The organism is Alkalicoccus saliphilus (assembly GCF_003044065.1).
Lineage (GTDB): Bacteria > Bacillota > Bacilli > Bacillales > Salisediminibacteriaceae > Alkalicoccus > Alkalicoccus saliphilus.
In genome coordinates this window covers 188,613-214,399 of the sequence record NZ_PZJJ01000001.1, presented here as the reverse complement: position 1 = coordinate 214,399, position 25,787 = coordinate 188,613, and the positions used below count along the sequence as shown (strand labels likewise).

26 protein-coding genes are annotated in these 25,787 nt (G+C 44.3%); 17 read left to right on the top strand and 9 right to left on the bottom strand.

Annotated elements, in window-relative coordinates; genetic code table 11:
* The first annotated feature begins 31 nt into the window (after positions 1-31).
* From dnaG to C6Y45_RS17245, 7 genes are all read left to right on the top strand, one after another.
* Positions 32-1,828 carry a DNA primase gene (gene dnaG / locus C6Y45_RS01115; protein ID WP_107583112.1) on the top strand — a complete coding sequence of 599 codons (1,797 nt, stop codon included), beginning with the start codon at positions 32-34 and terminating at the stop codon, positions 1,826-1,828.
* Between the two features lie 49 nt (positions 1,829-1,877).
* Positions 1,878-2,993 (top strand): RNA polymerase sigma factor RpoD, encoded by a 1,116-nt coding sequence (rpoD, locus tag C6Y45_RS01110; RefSeq protein WP_107583110.1) that lies wholly within the window; start codon positions 1,878-1,880, stop codon positions 2,991-2,993.
* Between the two features lie 83 nt (positions 2,994-3,076).
* Entirely contained in the window at positions 3,077-3,796 is a 720-nt protein-coding gene (locus C6Y45_RS01105; RefSeq protein ID WP_107583108.1) for a glycerophosphodiester phosphodiesterase, read from the top strand.
* Positions 3,797-3,948: 152 nt separating this feature from the next.
* On the top strand, positions 3,949-4,320 hold the full coding sequence (locus C6Y45_RS01100; protein ID WP_107583106.1) for a c-type cytochrome: 372 nt from the start codon (positions 3,949-3,951) through the stop codon (positions 4,318-4,320).
* 104 nt (positions 4,321-4,424) lie between these two features.
* On the top strand, positions 4,425-5,129 hold the full coding sequence (locus C6Y45_RS01095) for a tRNA (adenine(22)-N(1))-methyltransferase (RefSeq protein ID WP_107583104.1): 705 nt from the start codon (positions 4,425-4,427) through the stop codon (positions 5,127-5,129).
* A complete protein-coding gene (locus tag C6Y45_RS01090) occupies positions 5,105-6,244 on the top strand; it encodes a Nif3-like dinuclear metal center hexameric protein (RefSeq protein WP_107583101.1) in 1,140 nt (379 codons plus the stop codon). The genes C6Y45_RS01095 and C6Y45_RS01090 overlap by 25 nt, the downstream gene beginning before the upstream one ends.
* 65 nt (positions 6,245-6,309) lie before the next feature.
* Entirely contained in the window at positions 6,310-6,495 is a 186-nt protein-coding gene (locus tag C6Y45_RS17245; RefSeq protein ID WP_160058037.1) for a hypothetical protein, read from the top strand.
* Between the two features lie 415 nt (positions 6,496-6,910).
* On the opposite strand, the gene C6Y45_RS01080 is transcribed toward C6Y45_RS17245, so the two are convergent.
* Complete coding sequence (locus C6Y45_RS01080; protein WP_107583097.1) at positions 6,911-7,870, bottom strand: 4-hydroxy-3-methylbut-2-enyl diphosphate reductase; 960 nt, start codon at positions 7,868-7,870, stop codon at positions 6,911-6,913.
* 89 nt (positions 7,871-7,959) lie between these two features.
* Positions 7,960-8,454: a CarD family transcriptional regulator gene (locus tag C6Y45_RS01075; protein ID WP_160058035.1), complete on the bottom strand. Its 495-nt coding sequence runs from the start codon at positions 8,452-8,454 to the stop codon at positions 7,960-7,962.
* A 162-nt stretch (positions 8,455-8,616) separates the two neighbouring features.
* Between C6Y45_RS01075 and C6Y45_RS01070 the strand changes: the two genes are divergently transcribed.
* From C6Y45_RS01070 to C6Y45_RS01055, 4 genes are all read left to right on the top strand, one after another.
* Positions 8,617-9,900, top strand: a complete 1,284-nt coding sequence (locus tag C6Y45_RS01070; protein WP_107583093.1) for a DEAD/DEAH box helicase — start codon at positions 8,617-8,619, stop codon at positions 9,898-9,900.
* 21 nt (positions 9,901-9,921) lie between these two features.
* Positions 9,922-10,824, top strand: coding sequence for a deoxyribonuclease IV (locus tag C6Y45_RS01065; protein ID WP_107583090.1), 903 nt, complete (start codon positions 9,922-9,924; stop codon positions 10,822-10,824).
* 413 nt (positions 10,825-11,237) lie between these two features.
* Entirely contained in the window at positions 11,238-11,990 is a 753-nt protein-coding gene (locus tag C6Y45_RS01060) for a metal ABC transporter ATP-binding protein (RefSeq protein ID WP_107583088.1), read from the top strand.
* Complete coding sequence (locus tag C6Y45_RS01055) at positions 11,987-12,865, top strand: metal ABC transporter permease (protein ID WP_107583086.1); 879 nt, start codon at positions 11,987-11,989, stop codon at positions 12,863-12,865. The genes C6Y45_RS01060 and C6Y45_RS01055 overlap by 4 nt, the downstream gene beginning before the upstream one ends.
* A 273-nt stretch (positions 12,866-13,138) precedes the next feature.
* Here the strand turns inward: C6Y45_RS01055 and C6Y45_RS01050 are convergent, their stop codons facing one another.
* Together C6Y45_RS01050 and C6Y45_RS01045 are read right to left on the bottom strand one after the other, a co-directional pair.
* Positions 13,139-15,214, bottom strand: a complete 2,076-nt coding sequence (locus tag C6Y45_RS01050) for an RNA degradosome polyphosphate kinase (protein WP_107583083.1) — start codon at positions 15,212-15,214, stop codon at positions 13,139-13,141.
* A 42-nt stretch (positions 15,215-15,256) separates the two neighbouring features.
* Entirely contained in the window at positions 15,257-16,801 is a 1,545-nt protein-coding gene (locus C6Y45_RS01045; RefSeq protein ID WP_107583081.1) for a Ppx/GppA family phosphatase, read from the bottom strand.
* Positions 16,802-17,008: 207 nt separating this feature from the next.
* On the opposite strand from C6Y45_RS01045, the gene C6Y45_RS01040 reads away from it, so the two are divergent.
* Genes C6Y45_RS01040 through C6Y45_RS01025 form a run of 4 tightly spaced genes read left to right on the top strand, consistent with a single transcriptional unit; the run spans position 17,009 to position 19,963 of the window.
* A complete protein-coding gene (locus C6Y45_RS01040; protein ID WP_107583079.1) occupies positions 17,009-17,833 on the top strand; it encodes a metal ABC transporter ATP-binding protein in 825 nt (274 codons plus the stop codon).
* A complete protein-coding gene (locus tag C6Y45_RS01035; RefSeq protein WP_107583077.1) occupies positions 17,830-18,678 on the top strand; it encodes a metal ABC transporter permease in 849 nt (282 codons plus the stop codon). The genes C6Y45_RS01040 and C6Y45_RS01035 overlap by 4 nt, the downstream gene beginning before the upstream one ends.
* Positions 18,679-18,683: 5 nt before the next feature.
* Positions 18,684-19,541 (top strand): metal ABC transporter permease, encoded by an 858-nt coding sequence (locus C6Y45_RS01030; protein WP_107583075.1) that lies wholly within the window; start codon positions 18,684-18,686, stop codon positions 19,539-19,541.
* Positions 19,538-19,963 (top strand): Fur family transcriptional regulator, encoded by a 426-nt coding sequence (locus tag C6Y45_RS01025; RefSeq protein ID WP_107583073.1) that lies wholly within the window; start codon positions 19,538-19,540, stop codon positions 19,961-19,963. The genes C6Y45_RS01030 and C6Y45_RS01025 overlap by 4 nt, the downstream gene beginning before the upstream one ends.
* A 36-nt stretch (positions 19,964-19,999) precedes the next feature.
* On the opposite strand, the gene C6Y45_RS01020 is transcribed toward C6Y45_RS01025, so the two are convergent.
* Both C6Y45_RS01020 and ispG read right to left on the bottom strand, forming a co-directional pair.
* Positions 20,000-20,578, bottom strand: coding sequence for a 5' nucleotidase, NT5C type (locus C6Y45_RS01020; protein WP_107583071.1), 579 nt, complete (start codon positions 20,576-20,578; stop codon positions 20,000-20,002).
* Between the two features lie 158 nt (positions 20,579-20,736).
* Positions 20,737-21,852, bottom strand: coding sequence for a flavodoxin-dependent (E)-4-hydroxy-3-methylbut-2-enyl-diphosphate synthase (ispG, locus tag C6Y45_RS01015; RefSeq protein ID WP_107583068.1), 1,116 nt, complete (start codon positions 21,850-21,852; stop codon positions 20,737-20,739).
* Between the two features lie 293 nt (positions 21,853-22,145).
* On the opposite strand from ispG, the gene C6Y45_RS01010 reads away from it, so the two are divergent.
* Together C6Y45_RS01010 and C6Y45_RS01000 are read left to right on the top strand one after the other, a co-directional pair.
* Entirely contained in the window at positions 22,146-23,033 is an 888-nt protein-coding gene (locus tag C6Y45_RS01010; protein WP_107583066.1) for a DUF1002 domain-containing protein, read from the top strand.
* Positions 23,034-23,348: 315 nt separating this feature from the next.
* Entirely contained in the window at positions 23,349-24,005 is a 657-nt protein-coding gene (locus tag C6Y45_RS01000) for an NfeD family protein (RefSeq protein WP_107583062.1), read from the top strand.
* A gap of 121 nt (positions 24,006-24,126) precedes the next feature.
* Here the strand turns inward: C6Y45_RS01000 and C6Y45_RS00995 are convergent, their stop codons facing one another.
* From C6Y45_RS00995 to C6Y45_RS00985, 3 genes are all read right to left on the bottom strand, one after another.
* Positions 24,127-24,348: a helix-turn-helix domain-containing protein gene (locus tag C6Y45_RS00995; RefSeq protein WP_107583060.1), complete on the bottom strand. Its 222-nt coding sequence runs from the start codon at positions 24,346-24,348 to the stop codon at positions 24,127-24,129.
* Between the two features lie 148 nt (positions 24,349-24,496).
* A complete protein-coding gene (locus C6Y45_RS00990) occupies positions 24,497-24,835 on the bottom strand; it encodes a helix-turn-helix domain-containing protein (protein WP_107583058.1) in 339 nt (112 codons plus the stop codon).
* Between the two features lie 142 nt (positions 24,836-24,977).
* The gene (locus C6Y45_RS00985; protein WP_107583056.1) at positions 24,978-25,760 is read right to left on the bottom strand and encodes a DUF1189 domain-containing protein; all 783 of its coding nucleotides are present in this window, start codon (positions 25,758-25,760) and stop codon (positions 24,978-24,980) included.
* Between the last annotated feature and the right edge of the window lie 27 nt (positions 25,761-25,787).

Genomic DNA, 25,787 nt, shown 5'->3' with positions numbered 1-25,787 from the left:
TCTCTTTGACTAACAGAGGTGGTGACAAAGCATGGCCCAGCGTATTCCTGAAGAGACGGTGGAGAAAGTCCGGAGGGAACTGGATATAGTTGATGTCGTAAGTGAGTATGTACAGCTGAAAAAGCAAGGCCGCAATTTTACCGGACTCTGCCCATTCCATGGAGAAAAAACACCTTCTTTCTCTGTCTCCCAGGATAAGCAGCTTTATCACTGTTTCGGCTGCGGAGCGGGAGGCAGTATATTTACTTTTGTAATGGAATTTGAAGGACTGAGTTTTCTGGAAACAGTGCAGAAACTGGCTTCTAAGACATCTGTCGAACTTCCGGAAATAGCTCCGGAACAAAGTACACCCGAGCAGGAAGAAGCTGGCGTCTGGTACGATGGCCACGAACTCGCTATGAAGCTTTACCATCATCTGCTTGTTTCCTCCCCCGAAGGCAGGAAAGCTCGTGAATATTTAAGGAAGCGTGGATTCACGAAAGAAATGATTGAGCGGTTTCAGCTGGGATATGCTCCTGATTCATGGTCTTTTCTGACCGATTTTCTTCAGAAAAGAAATTTTCTCCCACGCGATATGGCAGACTGTGGGCTGCTTGCCTTAAGAGAAAGCGACGGCAGACCATTTGATCGTTTTCGGAACAGAATTATGTTTCCTATATGGGACAAGTCAGGCAGAGTTATAGCTTTTGGAGGGCGTGTGCTGGAGGCGGACGACAAGCCGAAATATTTAAATAGTCCAGAATCCCAGGTGTTCAATAAAAGCCGGCTTCTCTACTACTTCCACGGTGCCAGGCCGGCTGTGAAACGTAAAAATGAAGCTGTCCTGTTCGAAGGATACGTTGATGTTATATCTGCATTCCGTGCGGGTATAGAACATGGAGTAGGGGCACTCGGGACGGCACTTTCAGAAGAGCAGGCGAAAATGCTCCGCCGAAATGCTGATAGAGTGATCCTCTGTTACGACGGAGATGAAGCAGGGCAGAAAGCGGCCTGGAAGAACGCGGAGATTTTAAAAAAATCCGGGCTGGAGGTCTTTGTAGCTGCACTTCCGGAAGGAATGGACCCGGATGATTATATTAAAGAGTACGGGGCTGACCGTTTCGCCGATACTGTAATTGGCCAGCCCCGCACTTTAATGGAATTTAAATCTGTTTATCTGCGCAGAAATAAAAATATGTCCCAGGAAGCGGATCAGCTTCGTTTCGTAGAAGAAATGCTGATTGAAATCAGCAGACTTCCTAAAGCGATAGAAAGAGATCATTATATCAGACGGCTGGAAGAAGAATTCTCTTTATCTTATGATGTCCTGAAGCAGGAAATGAAGGAACACGTCCAGAATAATGTACAGGCGCGGACTAAACAGCAGAAACAAATACAGCGGAAAGTCACTGCCGAGCAGGTAAGAAAAATGCTTACAGCAGATGAGAAGGCAGAAAGTGACCTCATTGCCATGATGATTCATTCAAGGGAAGCTGCCGAAGATGTTGAGAATCGGATCGGTTCTGCTTTTCAATACGAAACTTATCAGGCGCTTGCGGCACTTCTTTACAGTTTCTATGCAGCCGGCCATGAAAGTGATCCCGCAGGATTTCTGGAAACAATCGGAGATGCGGAATTAAAGCAGACTGCTGCAGCACTTGCAATGAAGGAGGTCCACGTTGACCTTTCTGAGCAGGTGATGGAGGATTATGCCAGACAGATTATACACCGCACTCCTGCAAGAAAACAGATAGAGGAGCTTCAGCAGCTGATGAAACAGACAAATGACGTGGAGCAGCTTAAAAATTATGCCGCTAAGATGCTGGAGCTTAAAACGAAAATGCAGTAATCAGCACATCGGAGAAAAAGCACCTTGATAACGTGGAAGGAGGGATCGTATGGCTGAGAAACCAATCCGCCCGCTGGCGGAAGGAGATTTGACCATCGATCAGGTAAAAGAACAGCTTCTGGAATCCGGAAAGAAAAGGGGATCCTTGACATATGCTGAAATTACGGAACGCCTGGGAGCTTTTGATCAGGATTCCGAGCAGATGGATGAATTCTTTGAATACCTCGGAGAGCAGGGCGTGGAAATCATTAACGAAAGCGAAACGGTTCCAAGTCTGCAGCAGGTGGAAAAAGAAGAGGCGTTTGATCTGAATGATCTGAGTGTACCACCGGGAATTAAAATTAACGATCCGGTAAGAATGTATCTGAAAGAAATCGGACGTGTGCCGCTGCTTTCCGCAAAGGAAGAAATTGAACTGGCCAAAAAGATAGAAGACGGTGACGAAGAGGCGAAACGACGTCTTGCAGAAGCGAACCTCCGCCTTGTCGTCAGTATAGCAAAGCGTTATGTAGGCCGGGGAATGCTGTTTCTTGATTTAATACAGGAAGGTAACATGGGTCTCATCAAAGCGGTTGAAAAATTCGATTATAATAAAGGATACAAATTCAGCACGTATGCTACTTGGTGGATACGCCAGGCTATTACGAGAGCTATTGCCGATCAGGCACGAACGATTCGTATTCCGGTTCACATGGTGGAAACGATTAATAAACTGATTCGCGTACAGCGTCAGCTGCTTCAGGACCTCGGTCGTGAACCTACACCGGAGGAGGTTTCTAAAGAAATGGACCTTACTCCTGACAAAGTACGTGAAATCCTGAAGATAGCCCAGGAACCTGTATCGCTCGAAACACCAATCGGGGAAGAAGACGATTCTCACCTTGGAGACTTTATAGAAGACCAGGAGGCGCTGGCACCGTCAGATGCTGCAGCTTATGAGCTGTTAAAAGAGCAGCTCGAAGATGTACTTGATACGTTGACAGACCGGGAGGAAAACGTTCTTCGACTGCGTTTCGGACTCGACGACGGCCGTACACGTACTCTGGAAGAAGTAGGAAAAGTATTCGGGGTAACGAGGGAGCGGATCCGGCAGATTGAAGCCAAAGCCCTTCGTAAACTGCGTCATCCAAGCCGCAGTAAACGTCTGAAGGATTTTCTGGAATAATACCTGCCGGCTGTGTATACAGCCGGCTTATTATTTGTTGATTCAAATTACGACACAGATATGCTGTATAGAAAGGAGTTACTATGGAGATTATAGGACATAGGGGATTTAAACGAAAACTCCCGGAAAATACGATGGCTTCTTTTAAGGCTGCCTCTGCTTTTCCAATACAGGGAATAGAATGCGACGTCCAATGGACAAAGGACCACGTGCCTGTTATTATCCATGATCCTGACGTAGACAGAACAACTTCCGGCAGTGGACCTGTTGCCTCACATACGTGGGAGGAGCTGAAGAAGCTGGACGCAGGAAGTTATTTTGATCCACGTTATGCCTCGGAAAGAATTCCTGCACTGGACGAACTCTGCAGTTGGATTTCAAGTAAAGAGCTTACCCTTCATCTGGAACTGAAGGAACAGACAGGCGTCAGTGAAGAAGCTTTTGTAGAGAGCTGCCTCGCTGTTTTAAAGCACCACGGGATAGTAATGAATACAGTGATATCGACTTTTTATCACCGGTATATCCGGGAAGTGAAAAAGCAGCAGCCGCTGCTCGAAACGGCATTGCTTACGAAAACTCCTTTCCGGAGGGGGCGTAATTACGCAAATAAAGTGGCAGCAGATGGTATTCACATCCGTCACAGTGTTCAGGCATCTATGTATTACCGTCCCTGGAAAAAGCAGGATATTACTGTGAGAGCATACAATATCCGGACACCCTTTGATTTTAACCGCTGCCGAAAAGCAGGGATAACTGGTGTTATTACAGACGATCCTGAACAGATGACGGCCCTCAACATTTGATTAATTTATGAACTTATACAACTGCGGTGGAAAGTTATTTTGAAAACACTTTCCATTCAGGGGTATTTCATATACAATGTAATAGAGTGAAAAACTGGCGTTTATCGCCTTATTTAATTTTGATTTCAGTGTAGTAAGGGAGGTACATACGTATGAGAGGAGCACCTCTATTCCCATTTGCAGCGACAGCTCTGCTTGGGCTTCTGCTTGTTTTTGCTTTATCGCTCGTAGGTCTTAACATCGGCGGGGAAGAAGCAGCAGAAAACAATGCAGAGGAAGGAAACAATGCAGAACAGGAATTTGATGACCCAATTGAACTCGGCGAGAGCGTCTATGAGGGACAGTGTGCATCATGCCACGGAGGCGAACTTGAAGGCGGAACAGGTCCGGCGCTTGATTCCGGCGATTACGACGAGGAAACTATTTTGACGGCAATTGAAGAAGGTCCGGGCAGCATGCCGGCAGGACTTGTGGACGGCGAAGAAGCCGACGCTGTTGCAGAATTTATTCTTTCCGAAAATTAATAACCAACAAAGCAGGGTGTCTTAAAGGATTTTCTTTTAAGACACCTTCTTTGTTGGTAAAATGTATGCAGATATGAGAAATTTTAAGAAAATAGGTGGTACAGGTGAATGAGCAGCATTTATCAAAACGGCTTGAAAAGGTAGCAGAATATGTATTGGAGGAAGGAACGGTTGCTGACATAGGTTCCGATCATGCCTATCTTCCCGTATATCTCGTAGGAAACGGGTTATGTGAATACGGAATTGCCGGAGAGCTTAATGAAGGCCCGTACGCTTCGGCTATTGAAAAAATCCGGGCAAATGATCTGGAAGGCCGGGTGGAAGCACGGCAGGGAGACGGTTTGAGCGTTCTTGAAGGAAGAAAAGCAGACACGGTAGTAATAGCAGGGATGGGCGGCCCATTAATTGTATCCATCCTGAAAAAAGGGCAGAAATATCTGCCGGACGTGAAAAGACTTGTTCTTCAGCCGAATGTAGCTGCTGATCAGGTGAGATACTGGCTGAAGAGCAATGGGTGGTCGTTAATCGATGAAGCTATAGTAATGGAAGATGGGCATGTATACGAAATACTCGCAGCAGACCGCTCAGGGGTGGACCCATACGAAGCGGATAAGATAAGAAAACAGCTTTGGCTGGGACCCTACTTAATGGAAAAACGGCCGGAAGCGTTTCATGTTAAATGGGAAAGGGAATATGATCAGCTGAAAAGAATATACAGTCAGCTGCAGCTCGCCAGACAAAAACAGGCAAGACACAGGGAAGAGGAACTGCAGCAAAAAATGAAATGGCTGGAGGAGGTATTGTATTGAAACAGGCACATGCTCAAACAATTATACAGGCATTTGAAAAATATTCTCCTAAACACCTTGCTGTGGAGGGGGATAAAATCGGACTGCAGGTAGGTTCTCTTCAGAAACCGGTTCGAAAAGTTATGGTAACGCTCGATGTGCTGGAACCGGTGGTTGATGAAGCTGTTGAGGCGGAAGTGGATTTAATTATCGCCCATCATCCGCTTCTTTTCCGTCCAATTAAAGTACTAAATACAGATACAGCCTATGGACGAACGGTTGAAAAACTGATTAAGCATGATATAACGGTTTACGCCGCGCACACTAATCTCGATGTTACAGAAGGTGGAGTCAACGACCTTATGGCTGATGCTCTTCAGCTGGAAAATACAGAAGTGCTCGTTCCCCTTTTTGAAGATACCTTGAAGAAACTCAGTGTTTTTGTTCCAGTAGATCACGCAGATGACCTTCGGGAAGCGCTCGGAAATGCGGGGGCAGGCCACATAGGCAATTATACGCACTGTTCCTTTTCAACAGAAGGCAGAGGGGCTTTCCGTCCCGAAGCAGGGGCAGATCCATTTATCGGAGAACCCGGCAAATTGGAAAGACCGGCGGAGGAAAAAGTAGAAACACTTTTTTATGCGTCAGAGGAAAAGAAAGTTCTGCAGGCAGTAAAAAAAGCCCATCCATATGAAGAAGTGGCCTACGATATTTTCGATATGGCGGTCCCTGGCAGGAAACAGGGGCTTGGGCGTATTGGCAGGCTTCCGGAAAAAACGACGCTGAATGATTTTGCAGAGAAAGTAAAAAAAGCATTCGGTGTCGAAGGGCTCCGGGTTGTCGGTGACGGGTCAGCTGAAGTGGAGAAAGTGGCAGTACTCGGCGGGGATGGAAACAAATATGCAATGACAGCCCTTCATAAAGGAGCTGACGTCTACGTAACCGGAGATCTGTATTTTCATGTAGCTCATGACGCCTGGATGGAAGGGCTCATGATGATCGATCCCGGACATCATGTTGAACAGATCATGAAGCAGGATACAGCAGACAGGCTCAACAATTTTGTGAAGGAAGAAAAATGGGAGACGGAAGTAATTGTTTCAGCTGTTAATACCGACCCCTTTCGCTTTGTATAAGCTGAAAAACTGATCCGGAATGCCGGATCAGTTTTTTCAGGTTGTTTATAAAGTGTTTTTTATACATGCCTATGCGATTTCCTGCTTTCGCCTCCTCAGGACGCTTTCCGGGCGGGCCGGCCTCAGCTAATTTCTTCCTCTCCATGCTCGGAAGAAATGGATCTTCCGCTCGTCCTATCTCGCCTCGGAGTCGCCTGCTGCAGCTCCAGCAGGAAAATAAAAAGAAGGTTTCTCTTCTAAAAACGTGTTGATTCCGTCTTTTCTTTCATAAAGGAGATGCTTTTTCCTCCGGAACGTCCGGCGGGGACGCCGGTGGGATAGAGCGAAGTCGGAAGATCCTACACGGCCGCAGGGCAAACAGCTGACGGCGAGCCCCACGGCAAGCTTCCGCCGGGGAGTGCAGGAGAAAGCTATACATTCAGAAGAATAATTATTCTGAAACCAAGACTTAATCAACACTCTGGAAAAACTGATCCGAGATCCGGATCAGTTTTTTTGTGTTAATGCTGCCGTATTTGGAGAGCGGGATGGGCCTGAAGCTCCTGTTTCGGCATGGGCGGCTGAAGTTAATATCTTATCCGGAGGAACGCTTTAAATATCTGCATAAAAAAGCTTGAAGCTCTCTCGTCGCAGCATGCGGGAGGAGCTTCAAGCTTTCATATCTGTTTATTTAGCCCCGGGATTCCTTTTTTTACGGATTTTCGGAAGGATTTTAGATAGTTTTACCATGCTCGTAGTATCCCACGTATGAGGGTCATCTTCATCGAACTGCTCGAGAAATCTGATAACCTCTTTTGTAATCAGTGTAGGAGTACTTGCTCCGGCTGTTACAGCTACTTTATTTATACCGCGGAGCCATTCTACATTGATATCAAATACGTTGCTTATACGGTAGGAAGGTGTACCTGCAACTTCTTTGGAAACCTGCGCGAGGCGGTTGGAGTTATTACTTTTCGGGTCTCCGACAACGAGCAGGAGATCTGCTCCTCCGGCCTGTTCTGCAACGGCTTCCTGTCTTACCTGCGTGGCATTGCAGATTTCATTATGAATTTCGGCATGAGGATATTTATCCGCTGCGGCTTTTATAAGATGACGGACGTCCCACTGGCTCATCGTCGTCTGATTTGTAATAATAATTTTATCCGATTTAATATCAAGATCAGCTACATCCTCAAGGTTTTCAACGAGATGAACAATATCGGGAGCCACACCGATGGCACCCTCCGGTTCTGGATGGCCGTGTTTACCTATATAAATAAATTCGTATCCCTGATCCATACGTCCGCGTATCAGATCGTGTGTCACAGTCACATCGGGACAGGTGGCATCTATCGCAGTCAGGCCTTTTTCGTCAGCAAGGCGTCTGACTTCAGGAGAAACACCGTGCGCGGTATAAATAACTGTTCCTTTTTCCACTTTTCGCAGTATATCAAGACGGTTTTCACCATCGAGCGTAACAACTCCGTCTTCTTCAAATGCGTCGGTTACATGTTTATTATGGACAATCATCCCCAGAATATAAATCGGCCTCGGCAGATCAGGGTTTGCTGCTGCTTCTTTAGCCATTACCATTGCGTCTACTACACCGTAACAGTAGCCGCGGGGGGATATTTTTAATACTTCCATTCGACTAAATCCTCCTCCGGTTGAGTTCGTACTGTTTCCATTATAGTACGGGAGAAAAGTTGTGACAAATAATGTTCATCCTGAAAGGGTTATGCTTCTTTAAGAGGAGTATTTACCCGGGCTTCAAGCATGGAAACAGCTTCCATCTCAGTAGTGTTATGAACAAGCATGAGTTCACTGATTAAAAGTTTCCGTGCAAGATCGAGGCTTTTCTTTTCTTCTATGTGGAGTTTCTGTGGACTGTGGGATTTCTTGCATGTCAGCTCGAAATAAACTTCGATGCAGTCTTCAATAGTGCCTGAAGCAAGCCGTTCGTCCTGACGGCGGGAAGGCTTTTGAAATTCTTCCATAATATTTTTCCTTCCGCAGTCTGCGAGAAGCTGCATCAGATGGTCCGCGTCTGTAACCGGACGCAGCCCCGACTTCATAACTTTTTTTTCAGGAAGCATAAGCGTAATACCTTGTAGAGGGAAAAATACGACAAAGTACAGCTGTTTCTCATTTAAAATTGTTTTTTCCATAACTTCCTGTACTTTTCCAGCACCGTGTCCGGGATATACGACATGATCTCCTACTTTAAACATGCGCACTCCTCCTATCTTTGTGTAATAGTACCAGTTTACCATATTCCAAAAAATAAGCCTAATCATAACTCACATAACAGTAGGCACACGGATGCATTCATGCTAAAATAAACTGTTAGTGATTTTGAACGTACAGGTACGAATAAAAAGGATGATGAATAAATGAAACATAACTTTGAAAGATTTCAGCTGAACCCCGTGTTAATTGAAACGTTAAAAAAAGAGGGGATTGAGCAGCCGACAGTTATACAGGAGAGACTTATTCCTTCCATAGATAAAGGAAGCGATGTTATCGGAAAATCCCAGACCGGAACCGGTAAAACTCTGGCTTTTCTTCTTCCGATTATCAATCAGATAAATACAAGCCAGCGGGAAACCCAGTATTTGATAACAGCTCCGACAAGAGAGCTTGCTTCTCAGCTGTATGATGTATGTCAGGTCTATACTGAAGGGACAGATGTTACTTCCCAGCTTATTGTCGGGGGAACCGATCGGAAGCGTATGGCCGAAAAAGTTTCCCAGAAACCGCACATTATAGTCGGAACCCCGGGAAGAGTACTGGATATGATTAGAGAAAATGCCATTAAGACAGACGCAGTAAAAGGCTTTGTCGTGGATGAAGCTGATCAGATGCTGGACCTTGGGTTTCTTGAAGAAGTAAACGGCATTGCAGCTTCTCTGCACGAGAATGTACAGCTGCTCGTTTTCTCTGCGACGATTCCGGAAAGTCTCATGCCATTTCTTAAAAAATATATGAATCAGCCGAAACAGGTGGAAGTGGAGCCGGAAACAGCTGCACCGCAGAAGATAGAGCACTGGCTGATCAACGACCGCGACAGAGAAAGAAAAGAAGTTCTTTCCCGTCTGACAGATAGAATCAATCCGTTTCTTGCCATTATTTTTGCGAATACGAAAGAGTCAGCAGATGAATTTTACAAGGTGCTTCTGGATAAAGGACTGAACGTCGACGTCCTTCATGGAGGAGTTCCACCGAGAAAAAGAAAAAAAGTATTGAAAAAACTGCAGGACGCCGAGATTCAATACGTGGTAGCGACAGATTTGATCGCGCGTGGTATTGATATTACAGGTGTGAGTCACATAATTAATGCGGAAATACCAACAGAGCTGGAGTATTACGTGCACCGGGTCGGAAGAACAGCAAGAGCCGGGTGGGACGGAATGGCCCTGACGATTTATGGCCGGACGGATGAGGCAGCAATTGCCAAGCTGAAACAGCGCGGTATACAGTTTGTATATAAAGAATGGAAGCAGGGGAGCTGGAAAACGGTAGAGAAACGAAGCGACAGCCGGCCGAAACAGAAGGAAGCTCCTCTGCCTCCAAAGAAAAAAACAACAAAAGTGAAACCCGGATATAAGAAAAAAGCACGTGAAAAAGCCGAGCGGGAAATGAAGCGGAAGCGCCGCATTGACCGAAGAAAAAAATAATACCTGTCAGGAGGAGAAACAATGCTTCTTGGATCCCATGTTTCAATGAATGGAAAGAAGATGCTCCTGGCGGCAAGTGAGGAAGCCGCCTCTTACGGAGCAGATACATTTATGATTTATACAGGTGCTCCACAGAATACGAGACGTAAATCTGTGGAGGATCTGAACATCAATCAGGGGCAGGCGCACATGAAGGAACATAATATTTCCAATATTGTTGTGCACGCTCCTTATATCATTAACATTGCTAACAGTGTAAAACCGGAAACATACCAGCTTGGTGTCGATTTTCTCAAAAGTGAAATTGACCGGACGGAAGCACTCGGTGCGAAGCAGATCGTTCTGCATCCGGGGGCTCATGTCGGTCAGGGGGCTGAAAAAGGAATTGCAAAAATCGTAGAAGGTCTGAATGAAGTTATTGATCCGGATCAGGACGTTCAGATTGCATTGGAAACCATGGCCGGTAAAGGATCCGAATGCGGCAGAACATTTGAAGAAATAGCAGAAATAATCGATGGAGTAACACACAACCACCGTCTTTCCGTCTGCTTTGACACGTGTCACGTACACGATGCCGGATATGACCTGGTAAACGACCTCGACGCAACACTGCAGCATTTTGATCAGACTGTCGGCCTCGACCGTATAAAGGTACTTCACGTAAATGACAGTAAAAATGAACAGGGAGCCCATAAGGATCGTCATGAAAACATCGGCTTCGGATATATTGGATACGACGCAATCGAGAGAATCGTTTATCATGAGGCTTTTAAAGATATTCCCAAAATACTTGAAACACCTTATGTAGGACCGGATAAAAAGAACAAAAAGGCTCCGTACGAACGAGAAATTGCTATGCTTCGACAGCGTCAATTTGATGCATCGCTGAAAGATGAATTAACCGCAGAAATATCTATCAAATAAGCAGCTGTACGCCTTCTGTTAATGAGAATTTTACTTTCTCTTTATAACGGAGGGCTTTTTTTATATTCCGTTCATAAGTAACAGACAGACCGGGTAAAAACTTCAACGCCTTTGGCAAAATTTCCTCCGAATGATGCCGGGAACTGCCTCTGCGGTTTGAGATTCCCGTTTAAGCATCTTCTTATGAAAAAGCATTCCCATTTAACAACACTTTTATTTTCATGTATTGATGGTGTGTATTACTGGAAAACGTTCCGTTAAGGAAATAATTTATGGAGAAAGCAGTTTGTAAAGACGGATGAAGACATTTGCCATGAGAAACGATATGAATTATAATAGAATCAGCAGAAAAAGTTGTATTAAGGAAACTTTTTAGTTATCACACAAGTTTTGATTGGAAAGGAGGACCACAAATGAAACAAACAATAGAATTAAAAAATGTATCAGTACATTATTACGGAAACACAGCAATCGAAAATATTTCACTGAACGTGGAAGAAGGTAATATTATCGGAGTAGTCGGCCCGAACGGGGCGGGGAAATCAACGTTGATGAAAGCGGTGCTCGGGCTTGTAAAGTACAGGGGATCGGTATCTGTCTTCGGACAGAAAGTGGATCACATAAGAAAAAATATTGCTTACGTACCTCAGCGCACTTCGATAGACTGGGATTTTCCCGTTCTTGTAAAGGACGTAGTTTTGATGGGCAGATATGTTCATGTTCCGTGGTATAGAAACGTAAGCAGAAAAGACCGGGAACGGGCAGAGGAAGCACTGGAGGAAGTGGGAATGGAGGAATATAAGAACCGGCAGATCGGAGAACTTTCCGGAGGGCAGCAGCAGCGTGTTTTTATCGCGAGAGCTCTCGCACAGGATACAGATCTGTTTTTTCTCGATGAGCCGTTTGTAGGTATTGACGTAAACTCGGAAGAAATCATCGTTAATCTGCTTAAACAGCTCAGGTCAAAAGGTAAAACGATCTTTGTTATCCATCACGATCTAAGCAAAGTAGAAACATATTTTGATCAGATTCTTATATTAAACAAGCAGCTTATTGCTTCAGGAGGTGTAAAGGAAGTGTTTACTCCTGCGAATTTAAAACAGGCTTACGGGGGAAATGCTGCAGTACTGGCTGATGATTCGGAAATGGTGGTTGTCGGCCCATGATCAGCGAAATACAGAATTTTACCAGCCAGCTGATGATGTATCCGTACCTTCAAAGCGCTCTTTTAACCGCCTTGCTGGTCGGTGTTATTTGTGGCGTTATTGGATGTTTTATCATTCTCAGGGGAATGGCGCTGATGGGGGATGCTATTTCCCATGCTGTCCTTCCCGGTGTCGTATTTTCGTATATGCTTGGTACGAGCATGTTTATCGGCGCTTTCATTACGGGAGTTGTAACAGCTCTTGCGATCGGATTTATTTCGAGAAACAGCAGAATAAAAGATGATGCTGCCATCGGGATCATGTTTACCGCCATGTTTGCTCTCGGGATCGTCGTTATGACTTCCCTGAGAGGCACATCCGTGGATTTGATGCACTATTTGTTTGGAAATGTGCTGGCTGTTTCATCCGTGAATTTTGTTATTACACTGATTATTGGAGTAATTGTATTAGTTTCTGTGCTGTTATTTTACCGCCCGCTTCTTCTCAGCACGTTTGATGAAACGATGGCGAGGGCAGCAGGGCTTCCTGTTAAATGGATACACTATTTGTTTATGCTTCTTCTTTCACTTGTAACGGTGGCTTCCCTGCAGACGGTGGGAATCATTCTTGTTGTAGCTATGCTGATTACACCAGGTGCTACGGCTTATCTGCTGACAGACAGATTCCCGGTTATGCTCGTACTTTCCGCCTTTTTTGGAGCTCTCTCAGCAGTGATCGGACTTTTCTTTTCTGTCATGTACGATGTGGCTTCAGGTGCCTCTATTGTACTTGCTGCATCCGTGTTTTTCCTGCTTGCCTTTCTTTTTGCACCGAAACAGGGATTGTTGTTCAAAAACTTGAGGCGTCCGGAAAAGCAATCTGAAAGAGCGGCATAAAATATTACTTTCCAGCCGGTCTTCTGTATGAAAGAGTTTTCCTTACAGATTTTCCGGAACTTAATGCTGCAGCTCCTCATAAAAATCGTTCCGGAAGGAAAGGGGGCAGGAGACACCGGTACGGCAATTTAATTATTATGAATACAAAACTTAATCAAAACCCTGAGGCTGTCCAATAATACGTTGACAGCCTTTTTTGCAGGTCTATTATATTTGTTGTTGAGCATATCACGGCTTTGAAGCTGTGAACGCTCTTGTTTACGATGTGAAAGCTTAATCATCTTCAAAAGGCAGGACTGCTTTTTTTCGGAAGATTTCCTGGCTGTTAAGCCGGGCCTTCGAACGGGGGCGTACATATTCGTAGGAGCCGTCGGGCTGCAGCATTCTTGCTTTTTGATTGTCTTCCAGCGAAATAAACAGCACTTCTTTTATACGCTCTTTAATGCGCTCTGAGTACACAGGAAAAACGATTTCAATTCTTTTCTCCATGTTTCTGGTCATCCAGTCGGCGGAAGACAGGTAGGTGATTTCTTTCCCATTGCGATGAAAATAAAAAATACGGCTGTGTTCAAGGTAACGGCCCAATATACTGCGGACAGTAATATTTTCACTAACCCCGGCAACTCCCGGCTTCAGGCAGCAGATCCCCCGTATGATCAGTTCAATTGTCACTCCCGCACAGCTTGCTTCATAAAGCTTCATAATAATCGGCTTATCGGTTAATGAATTCATTTTAGCAACAATCCGTCCCCGGCCGTGCTTTTTATGACTTTGAATCTCTTTGTCCACAGCTTTAAGAAAGAACTCCCTGATTTCGAAAGGGGCCGTTGCAATTTCTTTCCATTCCGGTCTGCTCGTATACCCGCTCAAATAATTAAAGAAATGTGTCGCATCCGCACCGAAAGAAGGCCTGCTCGTAAGAATTCCCATGTCTGTATAGAGTTCCGCAGTAGAATCGTTGTAGTTGCCGGTTCCAAGATGAACAATACGCTGTATTTTATCCTGTTCGTGTCTTACAATCAGAGTGATTTTACTGTGAGTTTTTAATCCGGTTATTCCGTAAATGACGTGGCAGCCGGCTTTTTCAAGTTTTTTGGCCCATTGAATATTATTTTCTTCATCAAAACGTGCCTTCAATTCAACGAGTACAGTTACCTGTTTGCCGAGTTCAGCAGCTCTTGCAAGAGCTGCAATAATGGGAGAATCACCGCTGACTCTGTATAGGGTCTGTTTAATGGCGAGAACATTTTCGTCTTCGGCTGCCTGTCTCATTAAATCAATGACCGGCTGAAAAGACTCATACGGGTGGTGAAGAAAAATGTCTTTTTTTAGAGCTGCCTGCAGTATATTTTCCTCATCGATTAAGTCAGCTGGCGTCTGGGGCACTGCCGGGGTATACGTAAGCTTTTCAAAATTCGGGGACGTAAGCTTATAGAATTGAAATAAAAAAGAAAGGTCAAGCGGCCCGTCAACGAGATAGATGTCTTCCTTCTGAAGCTCAAGTACACTTATCAGCAGGGAGAGCACATTTTCATCCATTCTGCCTGCCTCTGTTTCGAGACGCACGGCCGCTCCCCACCGTCTTTTCTGCAGTTCTATTTCAATTTCCCTCAAAAGGTCTCTCGCACCTTCTTCATGTATCGTTAAATCCGCGTTTCTTGTAATGCGAAAAGAGGAGACCGATTCAATTTCATAGCCCGAAAATAAATGATGCAGAAATGCTGTAATTACATCTTCAAGCATCAGCCATGATGTTTCCCCGGTCCCGGGCACGGGGATTGTCCGGTTTAAAACAGAAGGTACCTGGACGATAGCGAGTCTGCGCAGGTCATTTTCTTTTAATGCAACTGCAAGATTGATGCTTTTATTGGAAACGATAGGGAAAGGCCGGTGGGCATCGATTGCCATTGGTGTTAATACAGGAAGAATATAATGTTTAAAATGTTTTTCTACAAGCTTCTTATTTGCTGAGGACAGCTCACTCATACGTGTAAAAGCAAGACCTTTTTTTTGAAGAAGGGGCAGCAGCTTTTCTTTATAGTGGAGGTACTGCCTCTGTATGAGGGAACGATTAAACTGTCCGATCTGCTGCAGCTGTCCACCTGGCGTAAGGCCGGTTTTATTATCCGGTTTTGTATATCCGGCCTTCACCTGATCTTTCAATCCTGCTGCACGGACCATAAAAAATTCGTCGAGATTGGAACTGAAAATAGCAGTGAATTTGAGTCTTTCCAAGAGGGGATTTCCTTCGTCCTCTGCTTCTTCCAGTACTCTTTCGTTGAAACGAAGCCAGCTTAACTCTCTGTTATGATAATAGTCAGGACGATCGAAATTATTGATGGACGGCATCTGTTTCCTCCGTTCTGTCTTGAATAATGACTTTCGGTGAACTTATAAAGACAGCTCTTCCTGTACGAAACGAAGATGAACATTCCGTTTCAGAGCGCGTTCCAGATGTTTTTTGTACTTGTCGGCCTGCTCTTCTTCAAAGTGAACATCCCCCCGGCAGGTGAGCCGCAGATAAAGGTTCTTTTTATCTGCTTTTGTAATTTCGATTTTTTTCACAGCCTGCTGGCCGGTGATGTTCAATGCATAGGCAAGTTTGTTTACAGCACCAAGCAGCTCATAAGAAGAAAGAGACTCTTTATCCACCCATTGTTTGAAAGGCCGGGCATAAAACTTCAGCTGGGAACGGGAAGTAAATGAAGCGGTAAAAGCCAGGCCAAGACGGTCCATATGGGAAAGACCGTCTATAGACTGATTCGTCAGCATGTAAAACGTATGCTGGCTTTTGGATTCCGGATGTATCGTTTTCCCGACATAAAACATTTTTGCTCCAAGACGAAGAAGCTGGGCTTCCTGCTCGGAAAAATCGACCAGCCTGTGCCGCATAAGTTCATTTGCAATATAGGAAGAGAGTACTGCCAGCTGTTTTTGATCTTCTGCTTTAAGGCGGTAATGATTACTCAGCTGATAAAGACTTTCTTCTTTTACGCTCGGAAAATGGGTGACCTCGATCGGCTGGAGAAGTTTTTCAAAAAAGAGACCTTCTCTCAGTCCGTAATTGCTTATAATAAACTCGTTGGAGTTAGTTTCTGTCAAAAGTGCCTGCATCGCATGAACTGCCGGCAGAATTATATCAGCCCGGTCTTTGGACAACCCGTCAGTTTTTTCACGTTTTTTCAGAGGCATGTCTGTAAGCCATGCTGCTGTTTCTGCTGTTTCTTCAGCTGTCATCACATACTGGTGCAGACCGGAAAGGGGATAGGAATGACGATTTTGATGAACGAGCGCAAGGTTTCTTGCAGAGCCTCCTATACCAATGACAGGGACCTGCAGATCTTTCAGCCACGGAAGCGAACGATAAGATTCCTGAAGAAATTCGAATAGGCGCTTTTCTTCTTTTTTTGTCGGAGTATGGCCTTTCACGAACTTTTTTTTGAGTGTAAGGGCACCGAAGGGGAAGCTTACAGAATGTTTCATCTCTCTGTTTTCAAAATACGTAATCTCCGTACTGCCACCGCCTATATCAATGGTGACGCCTTCCTGAAAATCAGTGGAATTGGTAACGGCCAGATACCCGTAATAAGCTTCCTGCTCTTCAGAAAGAACTTCAAAAGGAAACGCGGAGTGCTGGGCGACTGCTTTAAGTATTGCCTCCCGATTTTTAGCGTTACGGACGGCAGCCGTCGCAGCACCGCGGACTGTAGTTAATTTGTAGCCTGCGGCGATGGCAGAAAATTTGTCCAGCAGGTTCAAGATTTTTTCGATTCCTTCGCCGGTCATTTCTCCTTCATCATTTATATATGTACTTAAGCGTGCAGAAACTTTCAAATTTTGAATTTCCTGATGATATCCATCAGTATCAACTTCGTAAATAACAAAACGTACTGAGTTGGATCCCATGTCGATAATACCGATCTGCTGCTTTTCCATATTAAAGCCTCCTTCACACTGTTTCTTCTATTATAACTTTGATGCTCAATCGCTGCGACATATACTAAGGTAAAATCAGCATTATTTACATTCTTCTGCGCGTCATGTATACTTTTATTGATTAAATCGGAATTATTACTATTATGAAAAGGCAGAAGAGATAAACCTGCCTGATAAAGATGGATGGTAGAAAGAAGGGGAAATATAATGAAAAATTCAGCTGCCCCATATGTACTGGAAGTTAAAAATGTCAGCTTCAGCTACGGGAAACAAATGGTACTGGAAGATATTAATATGCAGGTGCGAAAAGGTTCGTTTCTTGGCCTCGTAGGTCCAAACGGCTCCGGAAAATCGACTTTTATGAAGCTTCTGCTCGGACTTTTAAAAGCAGACAAAGGAAATATTGAGCTTTTCGGCAGTCCTGTACAGAGCTTCAGGGACTGGAGCAGGATAGGCTTTGTTTCCCAGAAGGCGAACAGTTTTAACAGCGGTTTTCCGGCGACCGTTTTTGAAGTCGTGGCTATGGGCCTTTACGGAAAAGTCGGGCTGTTTCGGTTTTTAAAAAAAGAGCATAAGAAAAAAATTAAAGAAGCGATTGGACAGGTAGGAATGGAGCAGTATATGCATAAGAATATCGGACGGTTGTCAGGTGGACAGCAGCAGAGGGTTTTTATTGCAAGAGCTCTCGTAAGCGAGCCTGAACTGCTCATACTGGACGAACCTACGGTTGGTGTCGATGCTGACTCTGTCAGGAATTTTTATGATATGCTCAAAGAACTGAATGATAAGAAAAATATCACACTCATTCTTGTAACGCATGATATCGGTGCGATGAGTGAGTATGTTACGGATGTTGCCTGCCTGAACAAATGCCTTCACTTTCATGGGAATAAAAATGATTTTGAAGTAAACAGGGAAGAGATGATGACAGCGATGTACGGCCACAACGTGAATGTTATCGAGCATAATCATTCACATGACCATCACGATCATTCTCACGATCACGACGATCTGGGCGGCGTCCGCTCATGATCGAAGTGTTTTTTCAGTATGATTTCCTGCGGTATTCTTTGTTTACAGGAATTCTGATAGGAATTCTGGCGCCGTTGACCGGGGTATTTATCGTGGTCCGGCGCCTTTCTCTTCTGGCCGATGCGCTCTCCCACATTACGCTGACAGGCATTGCCTTCAGTCTGCTTCTTGGGAGATATATTAACTTTTTTGCTGTATTAAACCCGGTATATATGGGAATGATTTTTGCTGCTGGAGGATCACTTCTCATTGAAAGACTGCGTCACACATACCGTTTCTACCGGGAACTTGCCGTACCGATTATTTTGTCTTCAGGAATTGGTGTCGGAGTGGTATTTATTTCTCTCGCCGACGGATTCACGACGGATCTGTTCAGCTATTTGTTCGGAAGCATAGCGGCAATTTCCCGTACCGATTTTACTGTAGTACTTGTTTTGACAACTGCTGTCACTGCTATTTTCGGCCTGTTTTACAAAGAACTGTTTTTTTTAAGTTTTGATGAAGAGCAGGCAGTCATTTCTGGTATACCGCGCAGATCCCTGCATTTTTTATTTGTACTGATTACGGCAGTGGTTATCGGTATTTCAATGCAGATTGTAGGCATTCTGCTCGTGTCTGCACTGATGACTCTTCCGGTCGCAGCAGCTATGCGTCTTGCTGTGTCTTTCAAACAGATGTTTCTTTATTCCGTAGTTATCGGAGAAATTTCGGTGCTTACAGGCATGTTTGCAGCTTTTCACCTGGATGTTGCGCCGGGTGGTATGATCGTTGTGATTAACGTTCTTATTCTTCTGCTGGTATTAGCAGCAACCTCAGAAAAAATATTGAACCGGAAAGGCGGGTGACCGGAATGGAAATTTTTCAGCAGCTTACTTTTTTAGAGAGAGGGATTGCTGCCGGTCTTCTGATTGGATTTATCAGCCCGCTGATCGGAGCTTTCCTGCTCGTTCGAAGAATGACGATCATCTCGGAAGGGCTTTCCCACGTGACGCTGACAGGCATTACAGCGGGCGTTTTAATGATGCAGACTTCAGCTGTTTTTGCTTTTATCAACCCTTTGTACACGGGACTGCTTGCTGCCCTCGCCGGGTCGCTGCTTATCGAAAAGCTGCGGCAGGTGTACAAACATTTTCAGGAGCTTGCTATACCGATTATACTTTCTGCCGGCGTCGGGTTAAGTGCAGTGATGATCAGCATAGCGGAAACCGGGTACACAGAGTGGTACGCGTATCTATTTGGAAGTATACTGACGGTAACGCTCAGTGATCTCCTGTTTATATTTCTTACCGGAGTACTAAGCATGCTTATTATCGGATTTTTTTATAAAGAACTGCTGTCGATTTCTTTTGACCAGGAGTTTGCTTCCACATCCGGTATTTCTGTAAGGAAAATTAATTTTTTGTTTTCTCTGCTTATAGCTCTCGTGATTTCCATGTCAATGAAGGTGGTAGGAATACTTCTCGTCGGCGCCCTGATTACACTTCCCGTGGCAGCGGCTATTCTCTTTGCAAAAAGTTTCCGGCACGTTCTGCTTCTCGGTATTATCTTCGGGGAAGCGGCTGTGCTGGGGGGGATTGTCTCTTCCTACTATTTAAATGTTGCAACAGGGGGTATGATTGTTGTAACTGGTATAATTATATTGATAGGAGCAGCGGCTGTAAAAAAGCTTCTGCCTGAAGGATTTTTTAGTAAGGAGGAAACAGCATGAATGTGCAGGAGGCAATGGATCTTCTTAAAAAGAAAGGCTATAAGTATACAGATAAACGGCAGGACATGCTGCAGTTGTTTTCTGAAGAGAGCAGATACCTTGCGGCAAAAGATGTACTGGAAACGATGCAGAAAACGTACGATGGCATGAGCTTCGATACAATTTACCGGAATCTGTCCCTGTTTACCGAACTCGGAATTCTCGAAGCAACAGAACTTAATGGTGAAAAACGTTTTCGTTTCACGTGTGCAGTGGATGAACATCATCATCATGTTATCTGCCTGGAATGTGGCAAAACAAAGCATATTCATCATTGTCCTATGGACGATCAGCCGGTTCAGGAAGCCGGATTTGACGTTATCGGCCACAAGTTTGAAATTTATGGATACTGCAGTGAATGCAGAAAGCAGCCCGCTTCGTAATGAAGGGGCTGCTTTTCTTGGATGAATAAAAGGATTTTATTTTTTCACCGGCTGAAAAATATTTTCAACGATCGTTCTAGCATGAAGCCAGTTCTTTGCCCGGTAAACATTATCCGGAACCGGCATCTGGTTGTAGGGTGTTTCCATCAGCACGACAGGAATTTGAAATTCTTCGGCAATATTAACTGCATTGTCATGTTTATCTTCAAAAAACGTATCAACTTCATGTTTTTTGACAGCGGCAATTTTATCGTGCTGTCCAAGCAGTTCGATATGGTCATACGGAACTTCCTGACGATGGAACCAGTCTTCCGTCACATCGAGCAGATGGTTCGGCCGGGCGCTGATATAAAAGAGCTCAAACTGGCTTCTCCACGTATGAAGAATATCTTTTGCATTATCAGCGATCGTGGAGCTGCTGTAAAGCATCGGTTCATGCTTCTGCATCCACTGCCAGAACTCCTCTTCGGTGACTCCGAGCGCTTTTGTCAGATCATATTCAACAATATCATCGAGCGTCAGGTTTTTATTAAAGTGCTTATTTAAGTGGGGAATAAAGGTGGCAGGGTCTGTAACAGTTCCGTCAATATCTATGCCAAAGCGGTATTTCTTCATAAGTTAATTCACCTCATCGTATCTTCTGCTGAAGGCATTATCTCATACTTTCGTTAATCATTAAAGTTAAGTTTTTGAGGCCCGTCAACGAAGAAATAAAATAAGACTGACTGCTGCTGGTCAGATACCAGCAGCAGTCAGTCTGTAAAATAGTATTATCAGGCGTTCTGTTCTGCTTCCTGCTCAAGTTTCTGTTTTTTGTAATGTTCTTCAGCAAGTATATCAATTTCTTTTTTCAGTTCTTCCACCATAATTTCTTCCGGAACTTTACGGATAGTCTTTCCTTTTCGGAAGAGAAGTCCTTCCCCGCGTGCACCGGCTATCCCGATATCTGCTTCTTTAGCTTCTCCCGGACCGTTTACTGCACACCCGAGAACGGAAACTTTGATAGGGGCTTTAATATTTTGAATATATTCCTCAACTTCGTTTGCAATGCTGATCAGATCAATTTCAATCCGTCCGCATGTAGGACACGATACAAGTGTTGCAGCGTTTGTCGCGAGACCGAAGCTCTTAAGAAGTTCTTTCTGTACTTTGATTTCTTCAACCGGGTCTGCGCTTAAGGAAATACGCATCGTATTACCAATCCCTTTTTGAAGCAGCACACCCAGCCCGGCAGAGCTTTTAACGGTGCCGGCAAACAGGGTACCGGATTCGGTAATTCCAAGGTGGAGAGGATAATCAAAGGCTTTTGCAGCCTGTTCATATGCTTCGACAGCCAGATGGACATCCGACGCCTTCATGGAAACGATAATGTCATAAAAGTCGAGATCTTCCAGAATTTTAATATGATGAAGCGCACTTTCCACCATACCTTCAGCTGTTGGGTAGCCGTATTTATCAAGAATTCGTTTTTCGAGAGAACCAGCATTAACACCGATCCGGATGGGTATGCCTTTTTCCTTTGCAGCATTTACGACAGCTTCAACTTTTTCTTTACGGCCGATATTACCCGGATTAATACGGATTTTATCAGCGCCGCCTTCGATAGCTTTAAGAGCCATTTTATAATCAAAATGAATATCAACCACAAGTGGAATATTGATACGTTTTTTAATTTCAGGGATAGCTTCCGCATCCTCCATATTCGGGCAGGCTACACGCACAATCTGGCACCCTGCTTCCTCGAGCCGCAGAATTTCAGCTACTGTGGCTTCTACGTCGTGGGTTTTGGACATGGTCATGCTCTGCATAATCACTTCGTCATGCCCGCCTATTGTTAGTGGACCGACTTTCACCGGTCTGGTATTTTTACGGTGTGTAATCTCACTCATTCTTCATCATCGCCCCTTTATAGTCTTCGAACGAATAAACGTTTAGGTTCAGAATACATTGTAACAACGCGATTGGCAACTTACAAGCGCCAACTGAGGCTGAGTTAAACCTTATTGGAACCGGAAGAGGGCTGTGGCAGACATTTTAACGAGTCCCGGAAGTCGAATCGCAGAAAGAATGAAACTTTTCAGCAGTCTGCAGCGTCAATATATTTGGAAGACAGTTAAAATACTGTAAACTCCAATAGAGAGCGGGGCTTTCAGCTTCGCATGAGAAAAGAGAGGGATTAATTATGTATCAGTGGATCAAAGCAGGAGCTGCAGCATTTCTTATTGGTCTGGGTGGAGCGTCAGGGGCTTCTGCAGCCTCTCCGGGAGATGAAACAATCACTCTTGGAGAAGATTTAAATCCGCAGCAGCGGGAAGAGCTGCTGCAGGAAATGGACGCAGATGAAAATGATAAAATTATCGAGGTTACTAACGAGGAAGAACATCAGTACTTAGGAGATTATATTGACGCTTCGGTAATAGGCTCCAATGCTCTGTCTTCTTCGAAAATTACGATAAGGGAAGAGAGCAGCGGCATTGATGTGGAGACTAATCGAATTACGTGGGTGTCGGAAGGCATGTATGCGAATGCACTGATCACAGCTGGAGTGGAGGATGCCGAAGTGTACGTCACTGCTCCTTCCAACGTTTCCGGCACAGGAGCGCTTACGGGACTGATAAAAGCTTATGAGGAAACAACAGAAGAAGAAATTCCGGAAGAACAGAAACAGACCGCTAACGAAGAGCTCGTTAAAACAGCCGAACTCGGGGAAGAACACGGCGTGGAGGATGCGGCTGAGCTGATGGCACGGATTAAGGAAGCGATAGCGGAAGAGGATATAGAAACCGAGGAAGACCTGCGGGAGCTGATCGTGAGACTTGCTGATGAACTTGGCATGAATTTGACCGATGACGAAATTGATGGTCTCGTTTCACTTTTTGAGCGTATTAAAGGACTGAATATAGACTGGGATCAGGTAAGAGGCCAGCTGGACAATGTAAGAAGTAATATTACTGAGTTTGTGGAAAGCGATGAAGGAAAGGGAATTATTCAGTCGATAATTGATTTCTTTCATTCCCTGCTGGATCGTGCAGCCGGCTGGCTCGCTCAGATTCAGTGGATAGGTAAATAACAGAAGAAAAAACCGCAGCGGAAGCTCTTAAAACTTTTTTTGAGAAAGCATGAATCAGGAGGGGGCCGGACAGAAATCGTCCGGCCCCCTCTCTGGCTGTTTTTGTCAAGCTGTTTAAGTCTTCCGTTTGTTAACATTTACGGTATTCACGGGATCAGAGGCTTCTCTTCGGACGTAACAGTAATAAAAGCTTTAAAAGAAGTTGAAAAGGGAATAGTAGAACTGAAACTTTTTTCAGGCTCCTTCGTACGTGTAATTAAGTACAGTGTTCTGATAAAATTGAACTGTAAGCGAGAGGAGAGGGAGTGAGGAACTATGGAATTTCTCGATATGGCCGTAATTGGTTTTCTCGTAGTGTTTATTGCAACACTTTTCATCTTTGGGGAAGTAATGGTAAAAGCCAAAGGATTATTTGCTGTAATAGGTATTGTTATAATGACTCTTTACTTTTCCTATCATCTTCAGGCGGGAGACAGCTTCTGGGTTGTGATTTTGTATGTCGCAGGACTCGCTTTGATTATATTTGATGGAAAAGTTACTACAGACGGTACAATCGCCGGTGTAGGTGTGCTTCTTATGATATTTGGTCTGGCCCTGCCCGCGCCATCTTTCACGTACGGTCTTCTTGTAGCGATGGCTTTTGTAGCAGCAGCACCAACTTCCTATTTGTTCACAAAAGTCTTCCCGTCGAGAACAATGTGGGAGAAAGTTCTGCTGAAAGACAGACTGACGAGTGAAGAAGGATACAGTACGATGAATGAGAGCTACAAAGAACTTATAGGTAAGGAAGGAAAGACAAAAACTCCTTTCCGTCCTACCGGCACAGTGGAAATAGAAGGGAAGTACTACAGTGCAACGACCGATAATTTCTGGCTCGGCGAAGCGAGCAGAGTCAAAGTAGTACAGGCCGATGGAACGAGAATTCTTGTTACTCCTATGGAAGAGGAAGAAAAGCAGGAAGAAAGCAAATAATTCCTCTCAGGTGATGTTGAAAAACTAAAAAAGTGCCGGCACATATTTGTGGCGGCACTTTTTTTACCTTTAAAAGGGGAGATCCGATGCAAATCAGCTTTACCAAAGTTGACCTGCCCGGTCACATGGAAAGCTTATCGTCATCTTCCTCATCCATTACTTTATCCAATGGTATATCGAGAACGGTAAATAAACGCTTCACAATAGTAATAGAAGGATTCTTTTTCTGATTCCTCTCCAAATAGCTTAAATAAGACTTGGAGACCCCCGTACGTCGTGAAAGCTGAGATAATGTCCATCCCTTTTTCTTTCTTTCATAGCGGATCATATCGCCAATACTCATATTATCACTGCCCCTCCCTATATCTTTTGTTCATTATAACGCACGTTCTTAATAATGTAAACATAAAATGTAAAATACTTTATTAAGAACTTAAAGGGTATAAAAAAAGCGTCTCCTGCTCAGACAGTAGACGGCTTTTCTCTGCATTTTATTTTTGTTTGAGCTTCCATTTGTTGTACTCAAGAAAATCTTTGAACTCTTCTTTCGAAACACCTGATTCCATAGCTTCTGCTATCAATTTCTGCCATTCCTCGTCCAGTGCTGCAGTTTCATCAGAGCTGTTCGTCGCTGCTTCATCTTTTAGAAGGGCATTGATATCGACATCAAGAACGTTGGCGATTTTTTCGATAAATTGAATCGAAGGGTTCGTCTGAAGATCCCTTTCTATGGCACTCAAATAGGATTTTGCCACTCCCGCTCTATCAGCAAGTTCACTCATAGTCAAACCCCTTGCCGTACGGAACTGTCTTACCCGGGCACCTATCATAATACTTGTTCACCTCCACAACAATCCTGCTTATTATTAATATACATCAAATTAACCTTATCGGAAACATATATACTTAGAAATACAAGCATATTACAAAAAAGAAGGGGGCCGAAATGACTAATTCCAGCCCCGGTGAAAATTAATCGTTTAATTCTGCCGGCTGCTGTCTTGGTGCAGGCACGTGGTTTAAAACTGCGTTCATCATGACAACAGCAATAATCCAGTAGACAGCGAAAGAAAATGGTATAAACAAGCCGACGCTTTCAAGTACTGCCATCAGGATAGTAGGGAGCGTAACCGTATAGGCGGAAAGAACCCATAACTGTTTGTATGATAACTGAGGTGCTTTTTTCCGCTTAATCAGAAGCGCAATGACAGACAGGGCGAAAATACCAACAAATTTCAAGGCGGTATTAAAAAGATAAAAACCAGCCAGTACGACAGCGATAATTAAAAAAGAAAGATCATCAAGTGTATTGTAGAAACTTTCAATCTCTGCTTTCGAAACGTTAATACCAAATTCCTGGTAGCTGATTCTGTCGGAAGCGCCGCCTGTAACAAATATCATTTCGCGCTCCAGAAGTGCAACAACGTTTCCGTACTCTTCCACGTCAGACGCACTAAGTTCACCGGTGGAATCAAAAATTAAAGTCATGTCTTCATCATCATTGATGGTAGGTTCATCCATGTCCGATTCGAGAACACCGTCAGTTATGGCGAACTCCGGCATTTCCTCAATATACCGGTCTCCAGCCTGAAAAAGCGAGTTGATGGAGATGGTGAGAGATATAAGCATTGGAATGGAAGCTATCAGCATCAGTAAAAAAACATAAAGAATGGTACGGCCTATTTTTGCCATCCGGAATTTTGCAATCGTCGGCGGCGAATAAAGACTTTTAAAAAACTGCTGGAAAATATTCATTGTTCTCTCTCCTCACAATTATGTAAG

What these genes read in the sequence shown, in the direction of transcription:
- C6Y45_RS01010 (WP_107583066.1), top strand. Translation starts at nt 22,146, where the DNA reads ATGTATCAGTGGATCAAAGCAGGAGCTGCAGCATTTCTTATTGGTCTG.
- C6Y45_RS01030 (WP_107583075.1), top strand. Translation starts at nt 18,684, where the DNA reads ATGGAAATTTTTCAGCAGCTTACTTTTTTAGAGAGAGGGATTGCTGCC.
- C6Y45_RS00990 (WP_107583058.1), bottom strand. Translation starts at nt 24,835, where the DNA reads ATGATAGGTGCCCGGGTAAGACAGTTCCGTACGGCAAGGGGTTTGACT.
- C6Y45_RS01090 (WP_107583101.1), top strand. Translation starts at nt 5,105, where the DNA reads ATGGCTGGAGGAGGTATTGTATTGAAACAGGCACATGCTCAAACAATT.
- C6Y45_RS01065 (WP_107583090.1), top strand. Translation starts at nt 9,922, where the DNA reads ATGCTTCTTGGATCCCATGTTTCAATGAATGGAAAGAAGATGCTCCTG.
- C6Y45_RS01035 (WP_107583077.1), top strand. Translation starts at nt 17,830, where the DNA reads ATGATCGAAGTGTTTTTTCAGTATGATTTCCTGCGGTATTCTTTGTTT.
- C6Y45_RS01105 (WP_107583108.1), top strand. Translation starts at nt 3,077, where the DNA reads ATGGAGATTATAGGACATAGGGGATTTAAACGAAAACTCCCGGAAAAT.
- C6Y45_RS17245 (WP_160058037.1), top strand. Translation starts at nt 6,310, where the DNA reads ATGCCTATGCGATTTCCTGCTTTCGCCTCCTCAGGACGCTTTCCGGGC.
- C6Y45_RS00995 (WP_107583060.1), bottom strand. Translation starts at nt 24,348, where the DNA reads ATGAGTATTGGCGATATGATCCGCTATGAAAGAAAGAAAAAGGGATGG.
- ispG (WP_107583068.1), bottom strand. Translation starts at nt 21,852, where the DNA reads ATGAGTGAGATTACACACCGTAAAAATACCAGACCGGTGAAAGTCGGT.
- C6Y45_RS01000 (WP_107583062.1), top strand. Translation starts at nt 23,349, where the DNA reads ATGGAATTTCTCGATATGGCCGTAATTGGTTTTCTCGTAGTGTTTATT.
- C6Y45_RS01075 (WP_160058035.1), bottom strand. Translation starts at nt 8,454, where the DNA reads ATGTTTAAAGTAGGAGATCATGTCGTATATCCCGGACACGGTGCTGGA.
- C6Y45_RS01055 (WP_107583086.1), top strand. Translation starts at nt 11,987, where the DNA reads ATGATCAGCGAAATACAGAATTTTACCAGCCAGCTGATGATGTATCCG.
- C6Y45_RS01100 (WP_107583106.1), top strand. Translation starts at nt 3,949, where the DNA reads ATGAGAGGAGCACCTCTATTCCCATTTGCAGCGACAGCTCTGCTTGGG.
- dnaG (WP_107583112.1), top strand. Translation starts at nt 32, where the DNA reads ATGGCCCAGCGTATTCCTGAAGAGACGGTGGAGAAAGTCCGGAGGGAA.
- C6Y45_RS01070 (WP_107583093.1), top strand. Translation starts at nt 8,617, where the DNA reads ATGAAACATAACTTTGAAAGATTTCAGCTGAACCCCGTGTTAATTGAA.
- C6Y45_RS01025 (WP_107583073.1), top strand. Translation starts at nt 19,538, where the DNA reads ATGAATGTGCAGGAGGCAATGGATCTTCTTAAAAAGAAAGGCTATAAG.
- C6Y45_RS01020 (WP_107583071.1), bottom strand. Translation starts at nt 20,578, where the DNA reads ATGAAGAAATACCGCTTTGGCATAGATATTGACGGAACTGTTACAGAC.
- C6Y45_RS01045 (WP_107583081.1), bottom strand. Translation starts at nt 16,801, where the DNA reads ATGGAAAAGCAGCAGATCGGTATTATCGACATGGGATCCAACTCAGTA.
- C6Y45_RS01040 (WP_107583079.1), top strand. Translation starts at nt 17,009, where the DNA reads ATGAAAAATTCAGCTGCCCCATATGTACTGGAAGTTAAAAATGTCAGC.
- C6Y45_RS01050 (WP_107583083.1), bottom strand. Translation starts at nt 15,214, where the DNA reads ATGCCGTCCATCAATAATTTCGATCGTCCTGACTATTATCATAACAGA.
- C6Y45_RS00985 (WP_107583056.1), bottom strand. Translation starts at nt 25,760, where the DNA reads ATGAATATTTTCCAGCAGTTTTTTAAAAGTCTTTATTCGCCGCCGACG.
- C6Y45_RS01080 (WP_107583097.1), bottom strand. Translation starts at nt 7,870, where the DNA reads ATGGAAGTATTAAAAATATCCCCCCGCGGCTACTGTTACGGTGTAGTA.
- C6Y45_RS01060 (WP_107583088.1), top strand. Translation starts at nt 11,238, where the DNA reads ATGAAACAAACAATAGAATTAAAAAATGTATCAGTACATTATTACGGA.
- rpoD (WP_107583110.1), top strand. Translation starts at nt 1,878, where the DNA reads ATGGCTGAGAAACCAATCCGCCCGCTGGCGGAAGGAGATTTGACCATC.